The organism is Microbacterium proteolyticum (assembly GCF_014192415.1).
Taxonomy (GTDB): Bacteria; Actinomycetota; Actinomycetes; order Actinomycetales; family Microbacteriaceae; genus Microbacterium; species Microbacterium proteolyticum.
This window is the reverse complement of record NZ_JACHXY010000003.1, coordinates 654,322-673,583: the sequence shown is the minus strand read 5'-3', so window position 1 is coordinate 673,583 and position 19,262 is coordinate 654,322. Positions and strand designations below refer to the sequence as shown.

17 protein-coding genes are annotated in these 19,262 nt (G+C 70.4%); 10 read left to right on the top strand and 7 right to left on the bottom strand.

Features of this window, described 5'->3' with window-relative positions:
* Positions 1 to 37: 37 nt before the first annotated feature.
* From FHS07_RS15305 to FHS07_RS15285, 5 genes are all read left to right on the top strand, one after another.
* Complete coding sequence (locus FHS07_RS15305; protein WP_183420740.1) at positions 38 to 1,690, top strand: alpha-amylase family protein; 1,653 nt, start codon at positions 38 to 40, stop codon at positions 1,688 to 1,690.
* A 282-nt stretch (positions 1,691 to 1,972) separates the two neighbouring features.
* Positions 1,973 to 2,569 carry a helix-turn-helix domain-containing protein gene (locus FHS07_RS15300; protein ID WP_183420739.1) on the top strand — a complete coding sequence of 199 codons (597 nt, stop codon included), beginning with the start codon at positions 1,973 to 1,975 and terminating at the stop codon, positions 2,567 to 2,569.
* Between the two features lie 35 nt (positions 2,570 to 2,604).
* Complete coding sequence (locus FHS07_RS15295) at positions 2,605 to 3,036, top strand: hypothetical protein (protein ID WP_183420738.1); 432 nt, start codon at positions 2,605 to 2,607, stop codon at positions 3,034 to 3,036.
* Positions 3,033 to 3,956 (top strand): hypothetical protein, encoded by a 924-nt coding sequence (locus FHS07_RS15290; RefSeq protein ID WP_183420737.1) that lies wholly within the window; start codon positions 3,033 to 3,035, stop codon positions 3,954 to 3,956. Before FHS07_RS15295 ends, FHS07_RS15290 begins: the two co-directional genes overlap by 4 nt.
* On the top strand, positions 3,953 to 5,128 hold the full coding sequence (locus FHS07_RS15285; protein WP_183420736.1) for an alpha/beta hydrolase: 1,176 nt from the start codon (positions 3,953 to 3,955) through the stop codon (positions 5,126 to 5,128). Before FHS07_RS15290 ends, FHS07_RS15285 begins: the two co-directional genes overlap by 4 nt.
* Before the next feature lie 145 nt (positions 5,129 to 5,273).
* Here FHS07_RS15285 and FHS07_RS15280 read toward each other — a convergent pair whose 3' ends face one another.
* From FHS07_RS15280 to FHS07_RS15260, 5 genes are all read right to left on the bottom strand, one after another.
* Positions 5,274 to 6,737, bottom strand: a complete 1,464-nt coding sequence (locus FHS07_RS15280) for a mannitol dehydrogenase family protein (protein ID WP_183420735.1) — start codon at positions 6,735 to 6,737, stop codon at positions 5,274 to 5,276.
* A 270-nt stretch (positions 6,738 to 7,007) separates the two neighbouring features.
* Positions 7,008 to 7,997: an ABC transporter substrate-binding protein gene (locus FHS07_RS15275; protein ID WP_183420734.1), complete on the bottom strand. Its 990-nt coding sequence runs from the start codon at positions 7,995 to 7,997 to the stop codon at positions 7,008 to 7,010.
* Positions 7,998 to 8,058: 61 nt separating this feature from the next.
* Complete coding sequence (locus FHS07_RS15270; protein WP_183420733.1) at positions 8,059 to 9,141, bottom strand: ABC transporter permease; 1,083 nt, start codon at positions 9,139 to 9,141, stop codon at positions 8,059 to 8,061.
* Positions 9,138 to 9,914, bottom strand: a complete 777-nt coding sequence (locus tag FHS07_RS15265) for an ATP-binding cassette domain-containing protein (protein ID WP_183420732.1) — start codon at positions 9,912 to 9,914, stop codon at positions 9,138 to 9,140. The genes FHS07_RS15270 and FHS07_RS15265 overlap by 4 nt, the downstream gene beginning before the upstream one ends.
* A complete protein-coding gene (locus tag FHS07_RS15260) occupies positions 9,911 to 10,609 on the bottom strand; it encodes a nucleoside/nucleotide kinase family protein (protein ID WP_343054735.1) in 699 nt (232 codons plus the stop codon). Before FHS07_RS15260 ends, FHS07_RS15265 begins: the two co-directional genes overlap by 4 nt.
* 237 nt (positions 10,610 to 10,846) lie before the next feature.
* On the opposite strand from FHS07_RS15260, the gene FHS07_RS15255 reads away from it, so the two are divergent.
* A complete protein-coding gene (locus FHS07_RS15255; RefSeq protein ID WP_183420731.1) occupies positions 10,847 to 11,575 on the top strand; it encodes an SDR family oxidoreductase in 729 nt (242 codons plus the stop codon).
* Between the two features lie 250 nt (positions 11,576 to 11,825).
* Here the strand turns inward: FHS07_RS15255 and FHS07_RS15250 are convergent, their stop codons facing one another.
* Both FHS07_RS15250 and FHS07_RS15245 read right to left on the bottom strand, forming a co-directional pair.
* Positions 11,826 to 13,073, bottom strand: a complete 1,248-nt coding sequence (locus FHS07_RS15250; protein ID WP_183420730.1) for a D-arabinono-1,4-lactone oxidase — start codon at positions 13,071 to 13,073, stop codon at positions 11,826 to 11,828.
* Positions 13,074 to 13,115: 42 nt separating this feature from the next.
* The gene (locus tag FHS07_RS15245; RefSeq protein ID WP_183420729.1) at positions 13,116 to 14,276 is read right to left on the bottom strand and encodes an ROK family transcriptional regulator; all 1,161 of its coding nucleotides are present in this window, start codon (positions 14,274 to 14,276) and stop codon (positions 13,116 to 13,118) included.
* Positions 14,277 to 14,468: 192 nt separating this feature from the next.
* Between FHS07_RS15245 and FHS07_RS15240 the strand changes: the two genes are divergently transcribed.
* From FHS07_RS15240 to xylB, 4 genes are all read left to right on the top strand, one after another.
* Positions 14,469 to 14,954 (top strand): glutathione peroxidase, encoded by a 486-nt coding sequence (locus FHS07_RS15240; RefSeq protein WP_183420728.1) that lies wholly within the window; start codon positions 14,469 to 14,471, stop codon positions 14,952 to 14,954.
* Between the two features lie 56 nt (positions 14,955 to 15,010).
* Positions 15,011 to 15,907: an esterase/lipase family protein gene (locus tag FHS07_RS15235; protein WP_183420727.1), complete on the top strand. Its 897-nt coding sequence runs from the start codon at positions 15,011 to 15,013 to the stop codon at positions 15,905 to 15,907.
* Between the two features lie 101 nt (positions 15,908 to 16,008).
* On the top strand, positions 16,009 to 17,196 hold the full coding sequence (gene xylA, locus FHS07_RS15230; protein ID WP_183420726.1) for a xylose isomerase: 1,188 nt from the start codon (positions 16,009 to 16,011) through the stop codon (positions 17,194 to 17,196).
* A 151-nt stretch (positions 17,197 to 17,347) separates the two neighbouring features.
* Entirely contained in the window at positions 17,348 to 18,739 is a 1,392-nt protein-coding gene (xylB, locus tag FHS07_RS15225) for a xylulokinase (protein WP_183420725.1), read from the top strand.
* The last annotated feature ends 523 nt before the right edge of the window (positions 18,740 to 19,262 follow it).

The following is a 19,262-nucleotide window of genomic DNA, read 5'->3' as shown; positions in this document are numbered from 1 at the left end:
CTCCGCGCCGCACCGACGCCCGGACGGGGGTGACGGCATGAGACTCACCGACACGAGCGATCTGTGGTGGAAGACCGCGGTCTTCTACAACCTCGACGTCAAGACGTACCTCGACGCCGACGGCGACGGCGTGGGCGACCTGCGCGGTCTCGCGCAGCGACTCGACCACCTCGCCGAGCTCGGCGTGACCTGCCTGTGGCTGGCCCCGTTCTACCCCTCGCCCCAGCGCGACAACGGCTACGACATCGAGGACTACTACGGCGTCGACCCCCGCTACGGTTCGTTGGGCGACATGGTGGAGGTGCTGCGTACCGCGCACGATCGCGGCATGCGCGTGATCGTCGACCTCGTCGTGAACCACACCTCCGACCAGCATCCGTGGTTCCAGGAGGCCCGCACGAGCCCCGACAGCCGCTACCGGCACTTCTACCAGTGGCGCGACGACGTGCCGGCGGATGCCCCCGCCAGCATGTTCCCCGACGTCGAAGACGGTGTCTGGTTCTTCGACGAGACAGCGGGTCAGTACTACAAGCACTCGTTCTACCGGCACCAGCCCGACCTCGCCACCGACCACCCCGAGGTGCGCGAAGAGATCGCGAAGGCGATCGGCTTCTGGCTCGAGCTCGGCATCGACGGTTTCCGGGTGGATGCCGTGCCGTTCGTCATCGACGGCGACGACGGCCCCGAGCACGAGTTCCTGCGGGAGCTGCGCGGATACGTCTCGCGCCGCCGCGGACACGCGATGATGCTCGGCGAGGTCAACCTGCCGTACGACGAGCAGATGCGTTTCTTCGGCGACGCCGACGGCGACGAGTTGACGATGCAGTTCGACTTCGTCGCCAACCAGCGTCTGTACCTGGCCCTCGCGAGACAGGATGCCACGCCCTTGCGCGAGGCGATCGAGTCGCGGCCCGCGATCGCCCGCGGCAATCAGTGGGGCAACTTCGTGCGCAATCACGACGAGCTGACCCTCGACCAGCTCAGCCCGGCCGAGCGCGACGAGGTCTTCTCCGCCTTCGCCCCCGAGGAGGGTCAGCGCATCCACGGGCGCGGCATCACGCGACGCCTGCCGTCGATGCTCGAGGGCGATCCGCGTCGCATCCGCATGGTCTACAGCCTCATGTTCTCGCTGCCGGGATCGCCTGTGCTCTACTACGGCGAAGAGATCGGCATGGGCGAGAACCCCACGATCGAGGGCAGCAGGGCTGCGGTGCGCACCCCCATGCAGTGGACCGGAGCAGACGACGCCGGCTTCTCACCCGCCGACGAGCTCATCGCCGACATCGTGCCCGGCGGCTTCGGTCCGCAGCACGTCAACGTGGCGCAGCAGCGGCACGATCCCGGCTCGATGCTGCGATTCGTCCAGAACCTCGTGCGGCACTACCGCGCCTCGCCCGAGATCGGGTGGGGGGAGCTCGGCATCCTGGATCAACCGCACACGTGCGTGCTGGCGCACTCGGTGACGAGCGAGCTCGGCATGTTCGTGGCGGCGCACAACTTCGCACCCGACGGTCGCACGTTCCGCCTCGAGATCGAGGGTGCGGATGCCGGGGGCTGGAGCGTCGTGAACCTCCTCGACGACGACTCCGGCGCCGAGACGCTCGAGCGCGGCGGCTTCGACGTGTCGCTCGACGGGTACGGGCACCGGTGGTGGCGGGTCATCCGGCCGGGAGAGCGGCGGATCGCCTGAGCCTCTGCGGCGGGCGCGGCGGGTGAGCGAGCGAGCGCGACGCCCCCCGATGACGCCGCGCCCGCCGCGGAGGTGGGCCGGTCGGCTGTGCGTCCGGCCCGCGCGAGCGGCGGGTCCCCCCGACCCACTCGCTCGCGGGCTCGTTCCATACAATCACAGCACTCCGTAAATAGCACCCGTGCTCTGCTTGTAATTACAACCATCGGGCGTGTCCCGGTCGTCTACGATCGTCACGTGGGTCGCGGCGCTGTCGGACCACCCTCCCGGTACTCCCGTCGAGTGGTGGCGAATGTGGACCGCCTGCGGAGAGCGAACGGGCTCACCGTCGGCGAGCTGCTCAGTCGCGCCGGAATGACGAAGAGCTACTACCAGTCGCGAGCCGGATTCTCGCTGCCGTACAACACGAACGACATCGAAGCCCTCGCCGCCGCCCTCGGGGTCACGCCCGAAGAGGTCGCGAGCCCCGAGACGACGACGCGCATCGAGATGCGCGTGCCCGCGGGTCCGCTCGTCACCCGCGTCCGCCGTCTGATCGAGAGCCAGGCCTCCACCGAAGACGAGCTGGTGCGTCACCTCGAAGAGATCGACCCGCTGCTGTCCGACAACGCCCGGACGCTGCTCGCCGCCGCCTCGCACACCGTGGTCCTCGATGAAGAGGTGCTGCGCCTCATCACGCACTGGGCCGACGTCCCCACCGAGTACCTCACCGACTACACCGACGAGACCGTGACCGACCGCACCGAGGCGGAGCTCGAACTGCGCGAGGCCATGCGGGCCGCGGGCGCCAGCAGCATCCAGTTCCGGGCCCTCGGGCAGATGTCTCCCGATGCCCTGCGGGCCATCGCTCAGTCGCTGCGCAGCGGGCCGCCCACGCGATGAACGGCGGAGGGGAAGCGGGCGAGATGATGCGGCGCGTGCGCGCGCGCACGGATCGCGCCGTCGAGCGTGCCGGCATCACGGGCGGCATGGACTTCGCCGACATCGTCCGCGCGGTCGAGAAGGCCGTGGACATCCGCCTCCGCGTGGTGGAAGAGACCGACACCCGGGGGTGGGGCACGCTCACCGGCTTCCTCACCGTCTTCGCCGATCGGCGCGAGGGCAGCATCCACGTCCGGGCGTCGGATCCGGCGCTCTACCGCCAGTTCGCCGCGTCCCATGAGCTCGGTCACCTGCTCGACGACGAGCACTGCAGCGGCGCGCTGCACGAGCGGTCCTCGGTGTCGCCCCACGACGACCCCACTTTGACCACTCCCGAGTTCGAGGCCGAACTGGTCGCCGAGCACGTCGCGCACGTCATCGCCCGCGTGCTCTACGGCACCCCGCGCATCGCCGAGTCATCGTGGTGACCGTCGTCCTGATCGACGTGGCGCTCGCCGGGCTCCTGGCGGTCGTCGTCGGTCGGGCGCGCGCGGCATGGCGGTTCCCGCGGGCGCGGATCGGCTGGCTGGGGGCGCTGGTCGGCGTGATCGCACTGCTCACGCAGGGGACGATCATCCCGCTCCCCGCGCTCGATGCGCTGCTCGGCGGGACGAACGTGCTCAAGCTCGTGCAGAACGTCCTCACGATGGTGTCGCTGTGGCTCGGCATCCAGGCGGGCACCGCCCCCGTCACCGCGCGGGTGCACACGCTGCGGTGGAGCTTCCCCGCGTTCCTCGGCATCCTGTTCGCCGTCGTCTTCTTCGTCGCCATGCCCGAGCGCGGGTCGTCGTCGTTCCACTTCGTCGAGAACGCGGCGGTCACCTCGACGGGCGCGTGGCTCTACGGCGTCGTGCACATGGCGGGGATCGCGCTGGTGGGGGCACTCCTCTTCCGCTCGGCGAAGGGGTCGCTCCCCGGTGTGCGGCCGTTCTTCCGCGCGGGCGCCGTCGGTATCGTCCTCGGCTGCGTCAGTGAGATCGTCGATCTCACGATGACCCGGTTCTTCCAGTCGAACGACGTGGTGGGCGCCCTCTTCGACCCCCTGTTCTACCCCGGTGTCGTGGCCTTCGTCGTGGGGATGCTGCGGGCGTCGCGCGCGGCGACGTGCATCCGTCGCCGGGGCGAGAGACTGCTGCGACGTCTGGGCGATCTGGCGCGCCAACGAGGCGTGCAGCGCCTGGCCACCGTGTCGTCCGACGCCCCCGTCGACAGCAGGCTCCACGCGCTGCGGGTCGCCGTCGAAGACGCCGCGATCGCCACGTCATCGCCGTTGACCGCCGAACAGCGTGCACTGCTCGACGACGTCGACGCCCACCTCACTCGACAGCCCACGGGAGTTCGCGCATGATCCGATCCATCGCCGTCGGGACCGCCGTCGCCGCGGGCACGGTCCTCGCCGCCCACACCGCCCTCGCCGGGTACGTCGCCCGCCGACTCGTCGCTCCGCGCGCGCCGAAGGTCTTCGCACCGGTCACCATCGAGGGCGACACGGTGTCGGTGCCCGCGACCGCCGACAGTCGTGAACCCGGCACGTACGGGCTGCGCCTCGACGACGGTTCGCACCTGATGGTGGGCGACATCGTGCGGGTCGATCGCGACAGGGTCGTCCGCACGATCCTCGCCCGGCCCGAGGGGCTCGGCGACGGCGATGCGGTGGCGGCGTGGACGTCGCAGAACATCGACGCCCCCGAAGACGTCGGCCCCACCCGCCATGTCGCCGTTCCGCTTCGTCGCGGCGGAACCGCCGCGGCGTGGGAGATCGGCGATCGGGGAGCGGCCGACGGACGGTGGACGATCCACGTGCACGGTCTGCGCTCCAGTCGCAACGGTGCCCTCCGTTCGGCACCGGCGACGACGGATGCCGGGTGGATGTCGCTCGTGGTGTCGTACGCGGGCGACGAGGAGTGCGCGCCCGCCGACACCCTTCCCTCGAGCCTCGGCACGCGCGAGTGGCGCGACGTGGACGACGCGATCGCCTACGCGATCTCGAGCGGTGCCCGCGAGATCGTCTTGGTGGCGTGGTCGATGGGCGGGACGATCGCGATGCTCGCGCTCGAGGAGTCACCCCACCGCGGCACGGTGACCGGACTCGTGCTGGTCGCCCCGGCGCTGGATTGGACGCGGGTCGTCGAGAACGCCGTCGCCGGAGCCCACCTCCCGCGCTCGATCGCGGCCGCGTCGATGCGCGTGCTGGGCAGCCCGATCGGCGCCCGTGCGCTCGGCCTCATCGAGACCGTCGACGCCCGCGCGCTCACCTGGGTGGGCGGTCACCGCCCCGGGCCGCGCATCCCGACGCTGATCCTGCACAGTCGCGTCGACCCCGTGGTGCCGTTCTCGGGGTCGGAGGCGTACGTCGAACGGCATCCGGATGCCGAGCTGATCGCCTTCGACGCGAGCGGTCACTGCAACGAGGCCAACCAGGAACCCGAGCGTTTCCACGACGCCATCGCGGGGTTCCTGCGCGTGCTGTCGCCGCGGGCGAACGCGCACGATGGTCGAGCCGGCGTCGCGGGTTCCTGAGTCCGTCTCGCATCCGCTGGTCGCGGTCGCCCCCGCGTGCCGTGAGGTTCTCGAGCCCGTAAGTGGGTGCGGGGCGCAGTCACTCGGGCGTTCGGCGCCGTTCCTGAGCGGGCGGAAGGGACCGAGGCCCGCCCACCGACCGCGGTCAGGCGCCGACGACCTGGGCCATCGCCCCGCGTGCCCCGTGCCCGGTCAACGAAGCGCGCGCGGCGAGGAAGGCCTCGCGCAGACGCACGTTCTGCCCGAGGTCGCCGAAGACGGGCGCATAGTCGAGCAGTGACGCGGGGTCCGCGGCGACGATCCTGCGCAGCTCGTCGAGGCGGCTGTCGACCGCGGGTGTCGGTTCACCCGACTCGGTCCGCCCCTCGAGGAAGACGCTCCAGCCGGCGAGGACGAGGGCGGCGTGGTCGATGCGTCCGCCGGCGGCGAGCTGCTCGCGCACGACCGGCAACAGGAACTTCGGCAGCCGGTCGGAGCCGTCGACGACCTGTCGCGCGAGCGTGTCGCGGATGGCCTCGCTGCCGAACCGCTCGATGAGCTGGTCGCAGTAGGCGTCGAGGTCGATGCCCGGCACCGGGCGAAGGGTGGGGATGGCCTCGTGGTGCATGTACCCCTGCAGGAACGACACGAACAGCGGGTCGGTGCACACCTCGTGCACGTACTCGGCGCCGGAGAGGATCCCGAGGTAGCTCATCGCCTGGTGCGAGGCGTTGAGCAGGCGGAGTTTCATCAGCTCGTACGGCTCGACGTCGACGACGAGTTGTACGCCGACCTCGTCGAACGGGGGCCGACCCGCGGGGAAGGCGTCTTCGAGCACCCACTGCTCGAACGATTCGGAGCGCACGGGCCAGCGATCCCGGATGCCGAACTCCTCGACGATCGCGGCACGTGTCTCGTCGGTGGTGACCGGGGTGATGCGATCGACCATGGAGTTCGGGAACGACACGTTCTCGGCGATCCAGGCGGCGAGCTCGGAGTCGCGATGCTCTGCGAACCCGAGCAGCGCCGCGCGGGCGACGTGGCCGTTGCCCTGGATGTTGTCGCACGACATGACGGTGAAGGCGGGGATGCCGGCATCCCGGCGTCGACGGAGGGCCTCGGTCAGCAGACCCATGACGCTGCGCGGGGGAGCGGAACCGTCGAGATCGGCGAGGGTCAATTCGTCGCGGGGCGTGTAGGTGCCCGTCGCGTCGTCGATGCCGTAGCCGCCCTCGGTGATGGTGAGCGAGACGATGGCCGTGTCGGGATCGGCGAGCTTTCGAACGACGGCTTCGGGGTCGTCGGGGGCGAAGAGGTACTGAACGATCGAGCCGACCACGCGGGCTGTGGAGGAGCCGTCGGGGGCGGTGGTCACGAGCGTGTAGAGGTCGTCTTGCGCGGCAAGGGCATCGCGCATCGGGGCGTCGAACGAGAGCACGCCGACGCCGCACAGGCCCCACTCGGTGTGACCGGCCTCGAGCAGGCGGTCGAGATACATCGCCTCGTGCGCGCGGTGGAACCCGCCGACGCCGAAGTGCACGATCCGCGCCCGCACGGCGGAACGGTCGTAGGTCGGCACGGAGACGTTCGCCGCGAGCGAGGGAAGGGCGTCGGCGGTGAGATCGGTCATGCGGGGCTCCGTGGTTTCGAGGCGTGAGTTGGCGCAGTGTGTCGCTTCGAGGCGGACCGAAGCGGCCAAGTCGGGCAATTCACGCGGGGAGGGTGGATGCCGGGACCTCGGCGTCGTGCTTGAGGTCCCGGCATCCGGGGGTGCGGTGCGCGTGAGTTGCCGCAGTGTGTCGCTTCGAGGCGGACCGAAGCGGCCAAGTCGGGCGACTCACGCGGGGAGGGTGGATGCCGGGACCCGGCGCGAGGGCGCGAGGTCCCGGCATCCGGGGGGTCAGCAGCTGGATTTGTAGACGGCGTCGGCGCCGTCGGTGGCGATGTTGTCTTTGGTGAGGATGGTGAATCCGGTCTGGATCTTCTCCTCGGTGGCTTCGCCCTTGAGCGCGGCGATGGCCTGCTTGACACCGTCGGAGCCGATGGTGGCGGGCTCCTGGGCGACGAGGGCTTGGACGGTGCCGGCTTCGAGGGCCTTCACCTGGGCGGGGCCGGCGTCGAAACCGACGATGGTGACCGAGCCCTGCTTGCCGGCCTGCTGGACGCCGGTGGCGGAGCCTTCGGCGGCGAACAGGTTGGCGGCGAAGATGCCGACGATGTCGGGGTCCTTCTGCAGCGCGGCGGTGACGATCTCCGCGGCGGTGGAGGGCTCGTTGTGCGAGTACTGCACCCCAACGGATTCGAACTTCGAGTCCTTGGCGACGGCGTCTTCGAAGCCCTGTGCGCGGGCGTCGGTGGTGGAGACACCCGGGTCGGTGGACACGACGAGGACCTTGCCGCCGTTCGGGTTGGCTTCCTGGATGGCTTCGAACGCGGCCGCTCCGCCGCCTTCGTTGTCGGACGAGATCTGCGACACCGCACCCGAAGGATCCTCCAGCGTCGTGTCGACGAGGACGACCTTGATCCCCGCCGCCTCCGCAGCCGCGATCGGCGCCTGCATGGCCGACACGTCGGTGGGGGCGATCAGCAGAGCGTCGGGCTGAGAGGCGACGATCGCGTCGACGATCGGCTTCTGCAGGGTCGGGTCGAACTTCTCGGGGCCCTGGGTGGTGACGGTGGCGCCTTCCTTGGCGGCTTCGTCCTGGATGCCGCACTGCATGGAGATGTAGAACTCATCTCCGGCGACGCCCTGCACGAACGCGATCTTGTACCCGTCCTCGGCGCCGCCGGACGCGCCGCCCGAGGCTGCACCGCCCGAGCAGCCCGCGAGTGTCAGGGTCGCTGCCATGCCGAAGACCGTCAGTGCGGTCGCCTTGTTGTTCCACTTCATTGTGATCACCGTTCTTGTGTCGGGTTGGTAAGGGTGGGAGAGGAAGGGATGCCGCCACGGCTCAGCCGCGACGTCCTCCGCTGATGAACTTGCGCCAGAGGCTTTGGGTGTTACCGCGGGTCGCGGCGGTGCGGCGGACCTGGTCGACGTACACGGCGGTGATCAGCACGGCGCCGACGGCGACCTGCTGCCAGAACGGCTGCACGCCGGTGATGACGAAGCCGTTCTGCAGCACCGCGGGGATGAACAGACCGACGACGGTGCCCATGATCGTGCCGACGCCGCCGAACAGCGAGGTGCCGCCGATGACGACCGCGGCGATGACGTTGAGGTTGGTCTGAGTCTGTCCCGCGATGGCGGTCGTGGAGAACTGCGAGAGCGACAGGATGCCGCCGAGCCCGGCCAGTGCACCGGAGATCGTGTAGATCTTGATCAGCTGCGCGTCGACCTTGACGCCGACCCGACGGGCCGCGATCTCGCTCGATCCGACGGCGAGGGTGTACAGACCGAAGCGGGTGAAGTGCAGCACGATGGCGCCGATGATGACCACGACCAGGGCGATGACGCTGATGATCGGCACGGATCCGAACACGTTGCCGTAGCCGATCGAGACCGTCAGCACGGTGGGCACGTCGCGCACATCGACACCGCCGGTGAGGATCTGCGCGAGACCCAGCGCCATGCCGAGCGAACCGAGGGTGACGATGAGCGGCGGGATCTTCGCCTTCGCGATCAGGAAGCCGTTGAGCAGGCCCCAGCAGACACCGCTCAGCACGGCGACGATGATTCCGACCGTCGCGACACCCCAGCCTTCTCCGCCGAGAGCTCGCATGACGAGTGCGGAGACGACGCCCGAGAACACGAGCACCGAGCCGACCGACAGGTCGATGCCGGCGGTGATGATGACGTAGGTCATGCCGACCGCGAGCACGGCGAGGATCGAGGCGTTCTGGATGATCAGGCGGAAGTTCGACCACTGGGCGAACGACTCCGGCGCGAGGATGCTGAAGACGATGATGATGGCCAGCAGCACCAGCAAGATCTGGAACGCCTGAGTGCGCAGCACTGCCGCGACAGGGTTCGCCTTCTGGTTGTCGAGGGTGCCGATGGCGACCGTCTCGGTCGGAGGGCTGGTGAGGCTCATTTCTGGTCGTCCTTCGTGACGGCGCCGGTCATGAGCCCGACGAGTTCTTCCATGGAGGTGTTCTTCGCGTCGATGTTGGCCACGCGGGTGCCCAGGCGCAGGACTTGGATGCGGTCGCATACGTCCATCACGTGGGGCATGGAGTGGGAGATGAGCACCACGGCGATGCCTTTGTCGCGGACGCGGCGGATCGTTTCGAGGACGTTCTTGGTCTGGCGCACGCCCAGGGCGGCGGTGGGTTCGTCGAGGAAGACGAGGCGTCCGGCCCAGTGCACGGCGCGGGCGATGGCGATCGCTTGACGCTGCCCGCCGGACATCTCCCCCACGGGGGAGGTGAGGGAGCGGACGGTGGCGCCGAGTTCGTCGAACGCGGCGCGGGAGGCGACGGCCATGTCTTTGGTCTTCATGAACCCCAGCGCCCCGGCGAGTCCGGGGCGGCGGATCTCGCGGCCCAGGTACATGTTCTGCACCGGGTCCAGGTGGGGGGCGAGGGCGAGGTCCTGGTACACCGTTTCGATGCCGAGGGCGGAGGCGACCTGCGGGTTGGACATCTCGATCGGGGTGCCGTCGAAGAGGATCTCGCCCTCGTCGATGGCGAGGTTTCCCGACAGGGCCTTCACGAGCGTCGACTTCCCGGCACCGTTGTCACCGATCAGGGCGGTGACCTCCCCGGGATAGACCTCGAAATCGACGTTGTTGAGGGCGCGGACATGACCGAATTGACGGGACAGACCCCGCGCCTGCAGCACGGGCACGGTCGTGGTGGTGCTCATGAAGCAGCTCCTTCGTGGTGGCCGAGGGCCCCGGCGGGGGCCTCGGAGACGGTGACGACGAGGTGGGCGCGGTGGCGTCCGCGCTCGACGATGGCGGCGTTGGCCTCGTCGACGTCGCGAACCCATGCGACGGCCTCGTCGTGGGGGTGGTCGTGGGAGAGGCGGCGTGTCACGAGCCGCTCGCGACGCTCCGCGGCGTCGACATCCAGGAACCAGACCTCGTCGAGGCGGGATGCCACGGCATCCCACCCGAACCGGTCGTGCAGCAGGTAGTTGCCCTCGGTGATGACGAGGGGCACGTCGGCGGGCACGAGCACCGCCGAGCCGATGGACTCCTCGAGGCTGCGGTCGAAGCGAGGGGCATAGACCGCGTGACCGGCACGGATGCGGTCGAGGAGGGCGATGTAGCCCGCGACGTCGAACGTGTCGGGGGCGCCTTTGCGCTCCCTCCGACCGAGGCGTACGAGCTCCTCGTTGGCGAGGTGGAAGCCGTCCATGCCGACGAGGATCGCGGCGTCGCCGAGGGCTTCGAGCAACGCGTCACTGACGGTGGACTTGCCCGCCCCGGGGGTACCGGCGATACCCAGCACCCGACGCTCGCCGGCCGCGGCGAGCGTGCGGGCACGATCGACGAGGTCGTCGATGCGCACGGGCGCGGCAGCCGGGGTCGCGGCGGTCTCCGAAGTGTGGGTCACGGCTCTGTGGGTCCTTCCGGGCGGCGCCGCACATCGGGAGTGCTGCGTCGGCGAAGCGGTTTGCGGTGGGGTTCACCGGTCGAACTCCGGTTACGGTACGGCCACCATGTCACCGGTGTCAACACCCGTGATCAATTCGTCATGACACCGAAGTCATCCGCGTGATTCTGTGGTTATCATGGGCCGCGACGACACCGCCGTCGTCCTCGCCTCCCGGACCCGCGAAAGAGCCCACCCATGACCGAATTCACCGACCGCACCATCCTTGTCACCGGCGCCGGCGGCGGCATCGGCGGCGCGACCGTCCGCCACCTCGTCGCCGCGGGCGCGACCGTGCTCGCCGCGGGCCGCACGGCCGACAGCGTCGAGGCGATCGCCGCCGAGACGGGAGCCGAGCCCCTCGTCTTCGACCTCGAATCCGAGGAAGAGATCCGCTCGGCGATCGAGGGGCGCGACCTCTACGGGGTCGTCAACTGCGGCGGGTGGGGCGGCGAGATCGCGACCCCCATGGACACCGACATCGACGTCTTCGACCGGGTCATGAGCATCAATGCCCGCGGGTCGCTCCTGGTCACCAAGTACGCCTCGCGCGAGATGATCCGCGTCGGGAAGGGCGGTGCGATCGTCAATGTGTCGAGCCAGGCCAGTCTGGTCGCCCTCTCCGGCCACATCTCGTACGGCTCGTCGAAGGCGGCGCTCGACAACATCACGCGCGTGTCGGCGCTCGAGCTCGGCGGTTACGGCATCCGCGTCAACAGCGTGAACCCGACGGTCGTGATGACGCCCATGTCGGCGTGGTACTGGGGTCGCCCCGACATCGAGGGACCCTTCCTCGACGCGATGCCCCTGCACAAGTGGGCGACCGAGAACGACATCGCCGCCCCGATCGTGTTCCTGCTCAGCGACGGCGCGGGCATGATCTCGGGCGTCTCGCTCCCCATCGACGGCGGCTACTCGAGCCGCTGATCTCGGATGCCGCGGGGCGGCGCCGCGGTGGGCGGCGCCGTTTCGCGGTGAGGTGTGTTTCGTCCTCGACACATCCGGGTCCAAAAGGGTGCACCTCGCTCAGCGGGGTTTCGAGGGATCGAGCCGTTGCGGCGCAACCTCCGTCATGTGCGGAGCCTCAGTGGTATCCGGGGCCGGGCGGCTGAGGTTGCGCGCCGTCGGGTGCGCAGCCGTCGCCGGCCGGATCGGCGGACTCACGCAGGCGCCCGCGCTAGAGCCCGAGCGTCCGCCGCAAGAAGTCGTTGCGGAAGACGCCGCGCGGGTCGGCCTCGCGTGCGGCAGCGAGGAAGTCGTCGGCGCGGGTGAGCGTCGCGCGCACGGCCTCGCCGGGCATGGTGAAGGCCTTGCCCCAGTGGGGCCGCACGTCGAACGGGGCCAGCGCCGCCTCGATGTGCGGCAGCACCGCGAGCACCTCGTCGGTGTGATTGCGCCAGGTGAAGTGGATCGCCAGCACGTCGCGCTGGTAGGCCGGGCTCAGCCAGAGCTCGTCTGCGGCGACGGTGCGCAACTCGGTCACCAGCAGCTGCGCGTCGAACGCGGGGGCGACGGCTTTCACCGCGGCCAGGGCATCTCGCGCTGAGGCGAACGGCACGAAGTACTCGGACTGGATCTCGTCGCCGTCGCTCGGCAGGGCGTCGGCACGGAAGTGCGGCAGGCGCGTGTGCCACGGCCCGGGCGTGCCGCGCGGGGTGGTGTTGTCGACGGTGCGGATGCGCCCCAGATGGATGTCGTCGCCGACGGGACGCCCGCCCAGCTCTTCGACCCAGTCGGGTGCGCCGTCGTCGCTCTTGGCCCACACCAGGTCGTGGGCGGGGTCGCCCCACGTGGTGAACACGCTGACGCTGCGTGAGCCGCCGAACACCCGCTCGGGATCCCCCGCGATGTCGTCCCACGCGACGCCGGTGTACGCCTGCTGCGTCACCTCGTAGGTGGGTTCGGTCTGCAGCTCGACGGCGGTGACGACGCCGAACGCGCCGATCCCGATCGCCGCGGCCGGGAACCAGGCGTGGGCCTGGTCGACGTGGTGCGTGCGCCCGTCGGCATCCATGACGTCGAGGGCCCGCACCGCGCTCGACAGGTTGCCGTTTCGCACCCCGGAGCCGTGCGTGCCCGTCGCGGCGGCACCGGCGACCGAGATGTGGGGGAGCGAGCCCAGGTTGTGCAGCCCGCGCCCCTCGGCCTCGATCACGGGTGCGAGCTGGGCGAAGGTGACGAGGCCCTCGACGCGGACGCGATCGCCGATCACCTCGACGCGCGTCGGCAGGCGCTCGAGCGAGACGAGAGCCCTGTCGGCGTCGGCGACGTCGTTGAACGTGTGCCGAGTGGCCTGGACGCGCAGGGTGGAAGCGGATGCCACCACCTCGGCGAGCTCGTCGAGATCGCCCGGCAGCAGCACCTCGGTGGCGCGATAGCGGTGATTGCCCGACCAGGTGGCTCCGGCGTCGCGTCTGTGGATCACGCCTCCCATCCTGCACCGACCCGCCGACATCAGGGCCGCGCGTCAGCGAGCCGCGAAGAGCTGCGCCTCGAACACCGCCTCGGCGGCGCCGACGAGCAGGCGGTCCTCGCCCAGTTCGGCGACGGCCAGGCGAAGACCGTCGGCGCAGGCCGGCACCGTCTGCGCGCGGACGGCGGTGTCGAGGCCGTCGAGGTCGCGGGCGGCGAGCACGGCGAGGAAGCCACCCAGCACGATGACCGCCGGGTTGAGCACGTTCGCCGCGTTCGCCAGCGCCGTCGCGAGGATCCTCCGCTGCCGATCGACCTCGGCGTGCGCCTCGGGGTCGGCCGTGGATGCCAGGGCGGCGGCCAGGGCCGCATCGTCGCCGCCGTCGAGTCCCACCGCCGACAGCAGCAGCGCGCGGCTCACCTCGTCTTCGAGCACACCGCCGCTAGCGCGCCGGTCTGACGCGTCGACGATGCCGGGGCGGTTCTGCCCGAACTCCCCGGCGTAGCCGCCGGCGCCACCGAGAGGGATGCCGCCGGCGATCACCGCTCCGCCGATGCCGCTCGCGCCGCCGTTGAGGTAGACGATGTCGTGCGCGCCGCGCGCCGCGCCGAACAGATGCTCGGCCACCGCGCCGAGGGTCGCGTCGTTGCCGACGTGGGCGGGGAGGGCCGTGGCATCCGTCATCAGACCAGAGAGCGGAGCGTCACGCCACTGCAGGTGCGGTGCCTCGCGGACGAGCCCGTCGGACGCCCGCACGGGGCCCGGTACGGCCACGCCCACGCCGACGATCCGGCTGTCGATGAGCGGTCCGCGCCGCCACTCGGCGAGGGTCGCCTCGACCAGTTGGGCCGTACGCTCGGGAGTCAGCAGGGAGGTCTGCTCGAGGCGCGTGCGCGCCATGATCGTGCCGTCGAGGGCCACCGCGCCGATGTCGAGCGCGTCGACTTCGGGGTTGACCGCCACCGCGATCACCCGGGGGTCGGGCACGACGATGGGGGAGGGGCGACCGACGCGGCCGAGGGCCTCGGACGCCCGCTCGATCACGAGGCCCGCGCGCTGCAGTTCGCCCACGAGGTCGGCGATCGTCGAGCGGTTCAAACCCGTCGCCTCGGTGAGGGCTGCGCGGGAGCGCGGGCCCTCCCGATGCACGGTGCGGAGCACGAGTGCGAGGTTGGCGCGGCGCATGCCGTCGCCCCGACTCCCCGCGGTGCTCATGCGACAACTGTGCCACGCGCCCTCCCATCGACGCGCTACGCCGGTTCGCACTCGCGTCGTCAGCCCCTCAGAAACGCGTTCCGCGGGAAGAAACGCCCTGTCGACGCGTTTCTTCCCGCGGGAGGCGTTTATCGGCGATGGACGGACGCGCCATCCCACCCCGCGCGGCGCCGACGGTGCCAGGATTGCCACATGGACCTTTCCGGCATCCCCGTCACCACTCTCCAGGGCGAAGAGACCACCTTCGGCGCGCTGACCGAGGGTAAGGCCGCGCTCGTGGTGAACGTGGCCTCGCGCTGCGGGCTCTCGGGGCAGTACGAGACCCTCGAAGAGCTGCACAAGCGCTACGCCGACCGCGGGTTCACCGTGATCGGCTTCCCGAGCAACCAGTTCCTGCAAGAGCTCAGCGACAGCGAGAAGATCGCCGAGTACTGCTCGTCGACGTGGGGCGTGACGTTCCCGATGACCGAGAAGGTCAAGGTCAACGGGCGAAACGCCCACCCGCTCTACAAAGAGCTGACGCAGACTCCGGATGCCGAGGGCAAGACCGGCCGCATCTCGTGGAACTTCGAGAAGTTCGTCGTGGCTCCCGACGGTCGCGTCACGCGCTTCAGCCCCCGCACGCAGCCCGACGATCCCGAGGTCGTCGCCGCGATCGAGGACGCGCTGCCGCGCTGACGCGAGACGGCCGGGGGCGGCGTCGCGCTGTGGCGCGGGTCGCTAATCTGAGCGACATGACCGATGCTGTCGTCCTCGTCTCCGGCGGAGCCGCCGTCACCCCGTACACCGACCCGGAGCGCGCAGCGGCGTCCGGCCTCCCGGCGGGCAACACGATGACCGCCCTCCGTGCGCACCTCCTCGCCCGTGGCGTTCGGGTATTCACCGCACCGGCCCGCATCGGCGGAGGAGAGGTGGAGGAGGATGCCGGATGGCAGGGCTTCGCCGACGTCTCCGTCGTGCTCCCGGCCGAGGTCACGATCAACGCCGTCGGCCGCATCGACGACGCCGGGGTCGCTCTCGCCGGGTTCTTGCGGCGCCTCGCTGCGCACGAGGGCGTGCGCAGCGTCGACCTCGTGGGTCACTCGATGGGCGGACTGTTCTCGCGTGCCGCGATCCGGGAGCTCGGCGACGACGGCCCCCGGGTCGGACGTCTCGTGACGCTCGGCACGCCGTGGGACGGATCGGTGCTCGGCGACTTCCTCGACGGTGAGGTGTCCGAGGGCGATGCGCACGGTGACGCGGCGACTCTGCAGATCTTCACCGAGGCGCGTCCGTACGCCCAGGCGAACTCCCAGGGGGCTGCCGACGAGGTGTCGCGTCGGTACCTCCGCGGTTGGAACGACGCCCAGGCGGGGGTGCTCGACGGCATCCCGGTGACCGCGATCGGCGGGGGGTACTTCGCGGCGGCGACCGAGCCGGCGCAGCTGTGGCCGCACGACGGTCTCGTGTCGTTGAGCAGCGGACGCGCCGACGAGGTTCCCGCCGCGGTGCTGCCGACCGTCGATCGGCACTCGTTCTCCGATCACGTGCACAGCATTTTCTTCGCCGAGGCGTTCGGGCTGCCGTGGGAGCGCGCGCTCACGTGGGACCCCGAGGTCTTCGCGGTCGTGGACGGCGCGCTCGCCGTCTGAGGCCGGGGCTGGACGCTGCGGCATCCGGGGTATATGTTGTGAGAACCAACAAACTCAGTGCGTCGCCGCACACCCGCGCGTCTCCATGCGAAGGAGCAGGAATGCCCACCCCCACCCGCGATGACAAGTTCTCGTTCGGTCTTTGGACCGTCGGATACAACGGCACCGATCCGTTCGGCGGACCGACGCGTGAGCCCCTCGACGTCGTGCACGTCGTCGAGAAGCTCGCCGAGCTCGGCGCATACGGTCTCACCTTCCACGATGACGACCTCTTCGCGTTCGGCTCGAGCGACGCCGAGCGTCAAACGCAGATCGACCGTCTCAAAGGGGCGATGCAGGACACCGGCATCATCACGCCGATGGTCACCACCAACCTCTTCTCGGCCCCCGTGTTCAAGGACGGCGGGTTCACCTCCAACGATCGCCAGGTGCGCCGCTTCGCCCTCCGCAAGGTGCTGCGCAACCTCGACCTCGCCGCCGAGCTGGGGGCGAAGACGTTCGTCATGTGGGGCGGCCGCGAGGGCGCCGAATACGACTCCGCGAAAGACATCCGTCAGGCGCTCGAGCGCTACCGCGAGGCCGTCAACCTGCTCGGCGACTACGTCACCGACAAGGGCTACGACATCCGCTTCGCCATCGAGCCGAAGCCCAACGAGCCCCGCGGAGACATCCTGCTGCCGACCCTCGGCCACGCGATCGCCTTCATCGACTCGCTCGAGCGCCCCGAACTCGTGGGCCTGAACCCCGAGGTCGGCCACGAGCAGATGGCGGGCCTGAACTTCGCCGCGGGAATCGCCCAGGCGCTGTACCACGGCAAGCTCTTCCACATCGATCTCAACGGCCAGCGCGGCATCAAGTACGACCAAGACCTGGTGTTCGGCCACGGCGACCTGCACAACGCGTTCGCCCTCGTCGACCTGCTCGAGAACGGCGGCCCCGGCGGTGTCCCCGCCTACGACGGCCCCCGTCACTTCGACTACAAGCCCTCGCGCACCGAGGACGAGACGGGCGTCTGGGACTCCGTCTCGGCCAACATGAACACCTACCTGCTGCTCAAGGAGCGCGCCGCGGCCTTCCGCGCCGACCCCGAGGTGCAGGAGGCGCTCGAGGCCGCGAAGGTCGCCGAACTCGCGCAGCCGACGCTGAACGAGGGCGAGACGTACGACGACTTCCTCGCCGACCGCTCCGCCTACGAGGACTTCGACACCGACGCCTACCTCGGCGGCAAGGGCTTCGGCTTCGTGCGCCTGCAGCAGCTCGCCACCGAGCACCTGCTCGGCGCGCGCTGAGTCTCGCGGGGCCCGGATGCCACGGCATCCGGGCCCCCCTCCCCTCCGTCGAGTGTCCAAGACGCGCCGCATCGCCCCCGTGTGAGACGGCGTGTCTTGGACACTGAACGGGATGCCGCACCGGCGCGGCGCACACAGAAGGAGTCAGAGCATGGCGCTCGTCATGGGAGTCGATTCGTCGACGCAATCGTGCAAGGTCGTCGTGGCCGACGCCGAGACCGGGCGCGTGGTGCGCGAGGGGCGCGCGTCGCATCCCTCCGGCACCGCGGTCGATCCCGAGGCATGGTGGCGCGCGCTGCAGGATGCCATCGCGCAAGCGGGCGGCCTCGACGACGTCGCGGCGGTTTCGATCGCAGGTCAACAGCACGGCATGGTCGTGCTGGATGCCGAGGGAGGCGTCATCCGCGATGCGCTGCTGTGGAACGACACGCGATCGGCGCAGGCGGCGCGCGATCTGATCGACGAGGTGGGTGCCGACTCCTACGCGGAGCGCACCGGCGCGGTACCGGTCGCCTCGTTCACGGGGACCAAACTCCGATGGCTGCGCGACGCTGAACCCGACAACGCCGCACGCGTCGCCGCCGTCGCGCTGCCGCACGACTGGCTCACATGGCGCCTCCGCGGCTTCGGGCCCGGCAACGCCGTGCTCGGGGAGCTCGTCACCGATCGCTCGGATGCGTCGGGAACGGCCTACTGGGGCGCCGACGGGTACGACCTCGACCTGTTCCGCCACGCGCTCGGGCACGACGCGGTGCTGCCCCGCGTCATCGGGCCGTGGGAGCGTGCGGGGACCCTCCCCGGCGGTGCCCTCGTGGGTCCGGGTGCCGGAGACAACGCCGGTGCCGCCCTCGGGCTCGGTGCCGGCGTGGGCGACGTCGTCGTCTCGCTCGGCACCTCGGGCACGGTCTTCGCGGTCGCCGACGCGCCCACGCGCGACACCACCGGCACGGTCGCGGGGTTCGCCGACGCGACCGGGAGGTTCCTGCCGCTGGTCGCCACGCTCAACGCCGCCCGCGTGCTCGACGCCGTCGCCGACCTCCTCGGCGTTTCGCACGATGACCTCGGTGCGCTCGCCCTGGAGGCCGAGCCCGGTTCCGGCGGTGTCGTCCTCGTGCCGTGGTTCGAGGGGGAGCGGACCCCCAACCTCCCGCATGCGCAGGCGTCGCTGACCGGGCTGACCCTGGCATCCACGAACCGTCCGAATCTCGCCCGCGCCGCGATCGAGGGGATGCTCAGCGGCCTGGCCGTCGGTCTCGACGCGATCCGGGCGCAGGGCGTCGAGGTGCGGCGCATCCTGCTGGTCGGGGGTGCGGCCGCCAACGAGGGTGTCGCGCGCATCGCCGCGCAGGTGTTCGACGCCGAGATCGTCGTTCCGGCCGCGGGCGAGTACGTCGCCCTCGGGGCGGCGCGGCAGGCGGCGGCCGTGCTGGTAGGCGGCCCGGTCGACTGGACGGTCGCCACCACGCGCGCCGTCGAGCCTGACCATCGCCCCGCCATTCGAGAGCGCTACGACGTCGTCGCAGCGCTGCGTGCGGCAGAGTAGACCTGGGCCGTCGGCATCTTGTAAGGGGGATGCCGACGGTCTCAGCTCGGGGTCGGGGAGGCGCGTTGCGCCGTCGCGCCCCGCGAGTCACGCCTCCGCCGCGCGGTCCGAGCCGCGGTGTCGCGTGCCGCTCGTGACGCCTCCGCCGCGCGGTTCGAGCCGCGATGTCGCGTGCCCGTCCCGCGACTCGCATCGGCCTGCGCGCGTGACCCTCCCGTGTCACGTCGTCGTCGGCACCGCCGGCGCCCTCGTCGGGCCGCGGGGTCGCCTGCACGGGCGGCGGAGACGACGTCGTCTCCCGTGCGACGCGCCGCAGGTCGCAGGCTTGCTCTGGACCGCGCCCTGGCGACGACAGGGGGCGGGCCGAAAAACGACACGATCGGTACGGTGAGCGAGTTTGTTCGTCGTTCCTACCTATGAGCCCGTTGTGAGTTGCTTCCGTGAGCGGTAACTTCGCCTCAGTTAGCGCTCACACCATCCCCCACCCCGCGAGTGCTCTGCTCCGCGGGGAGCGTTTTCTTTC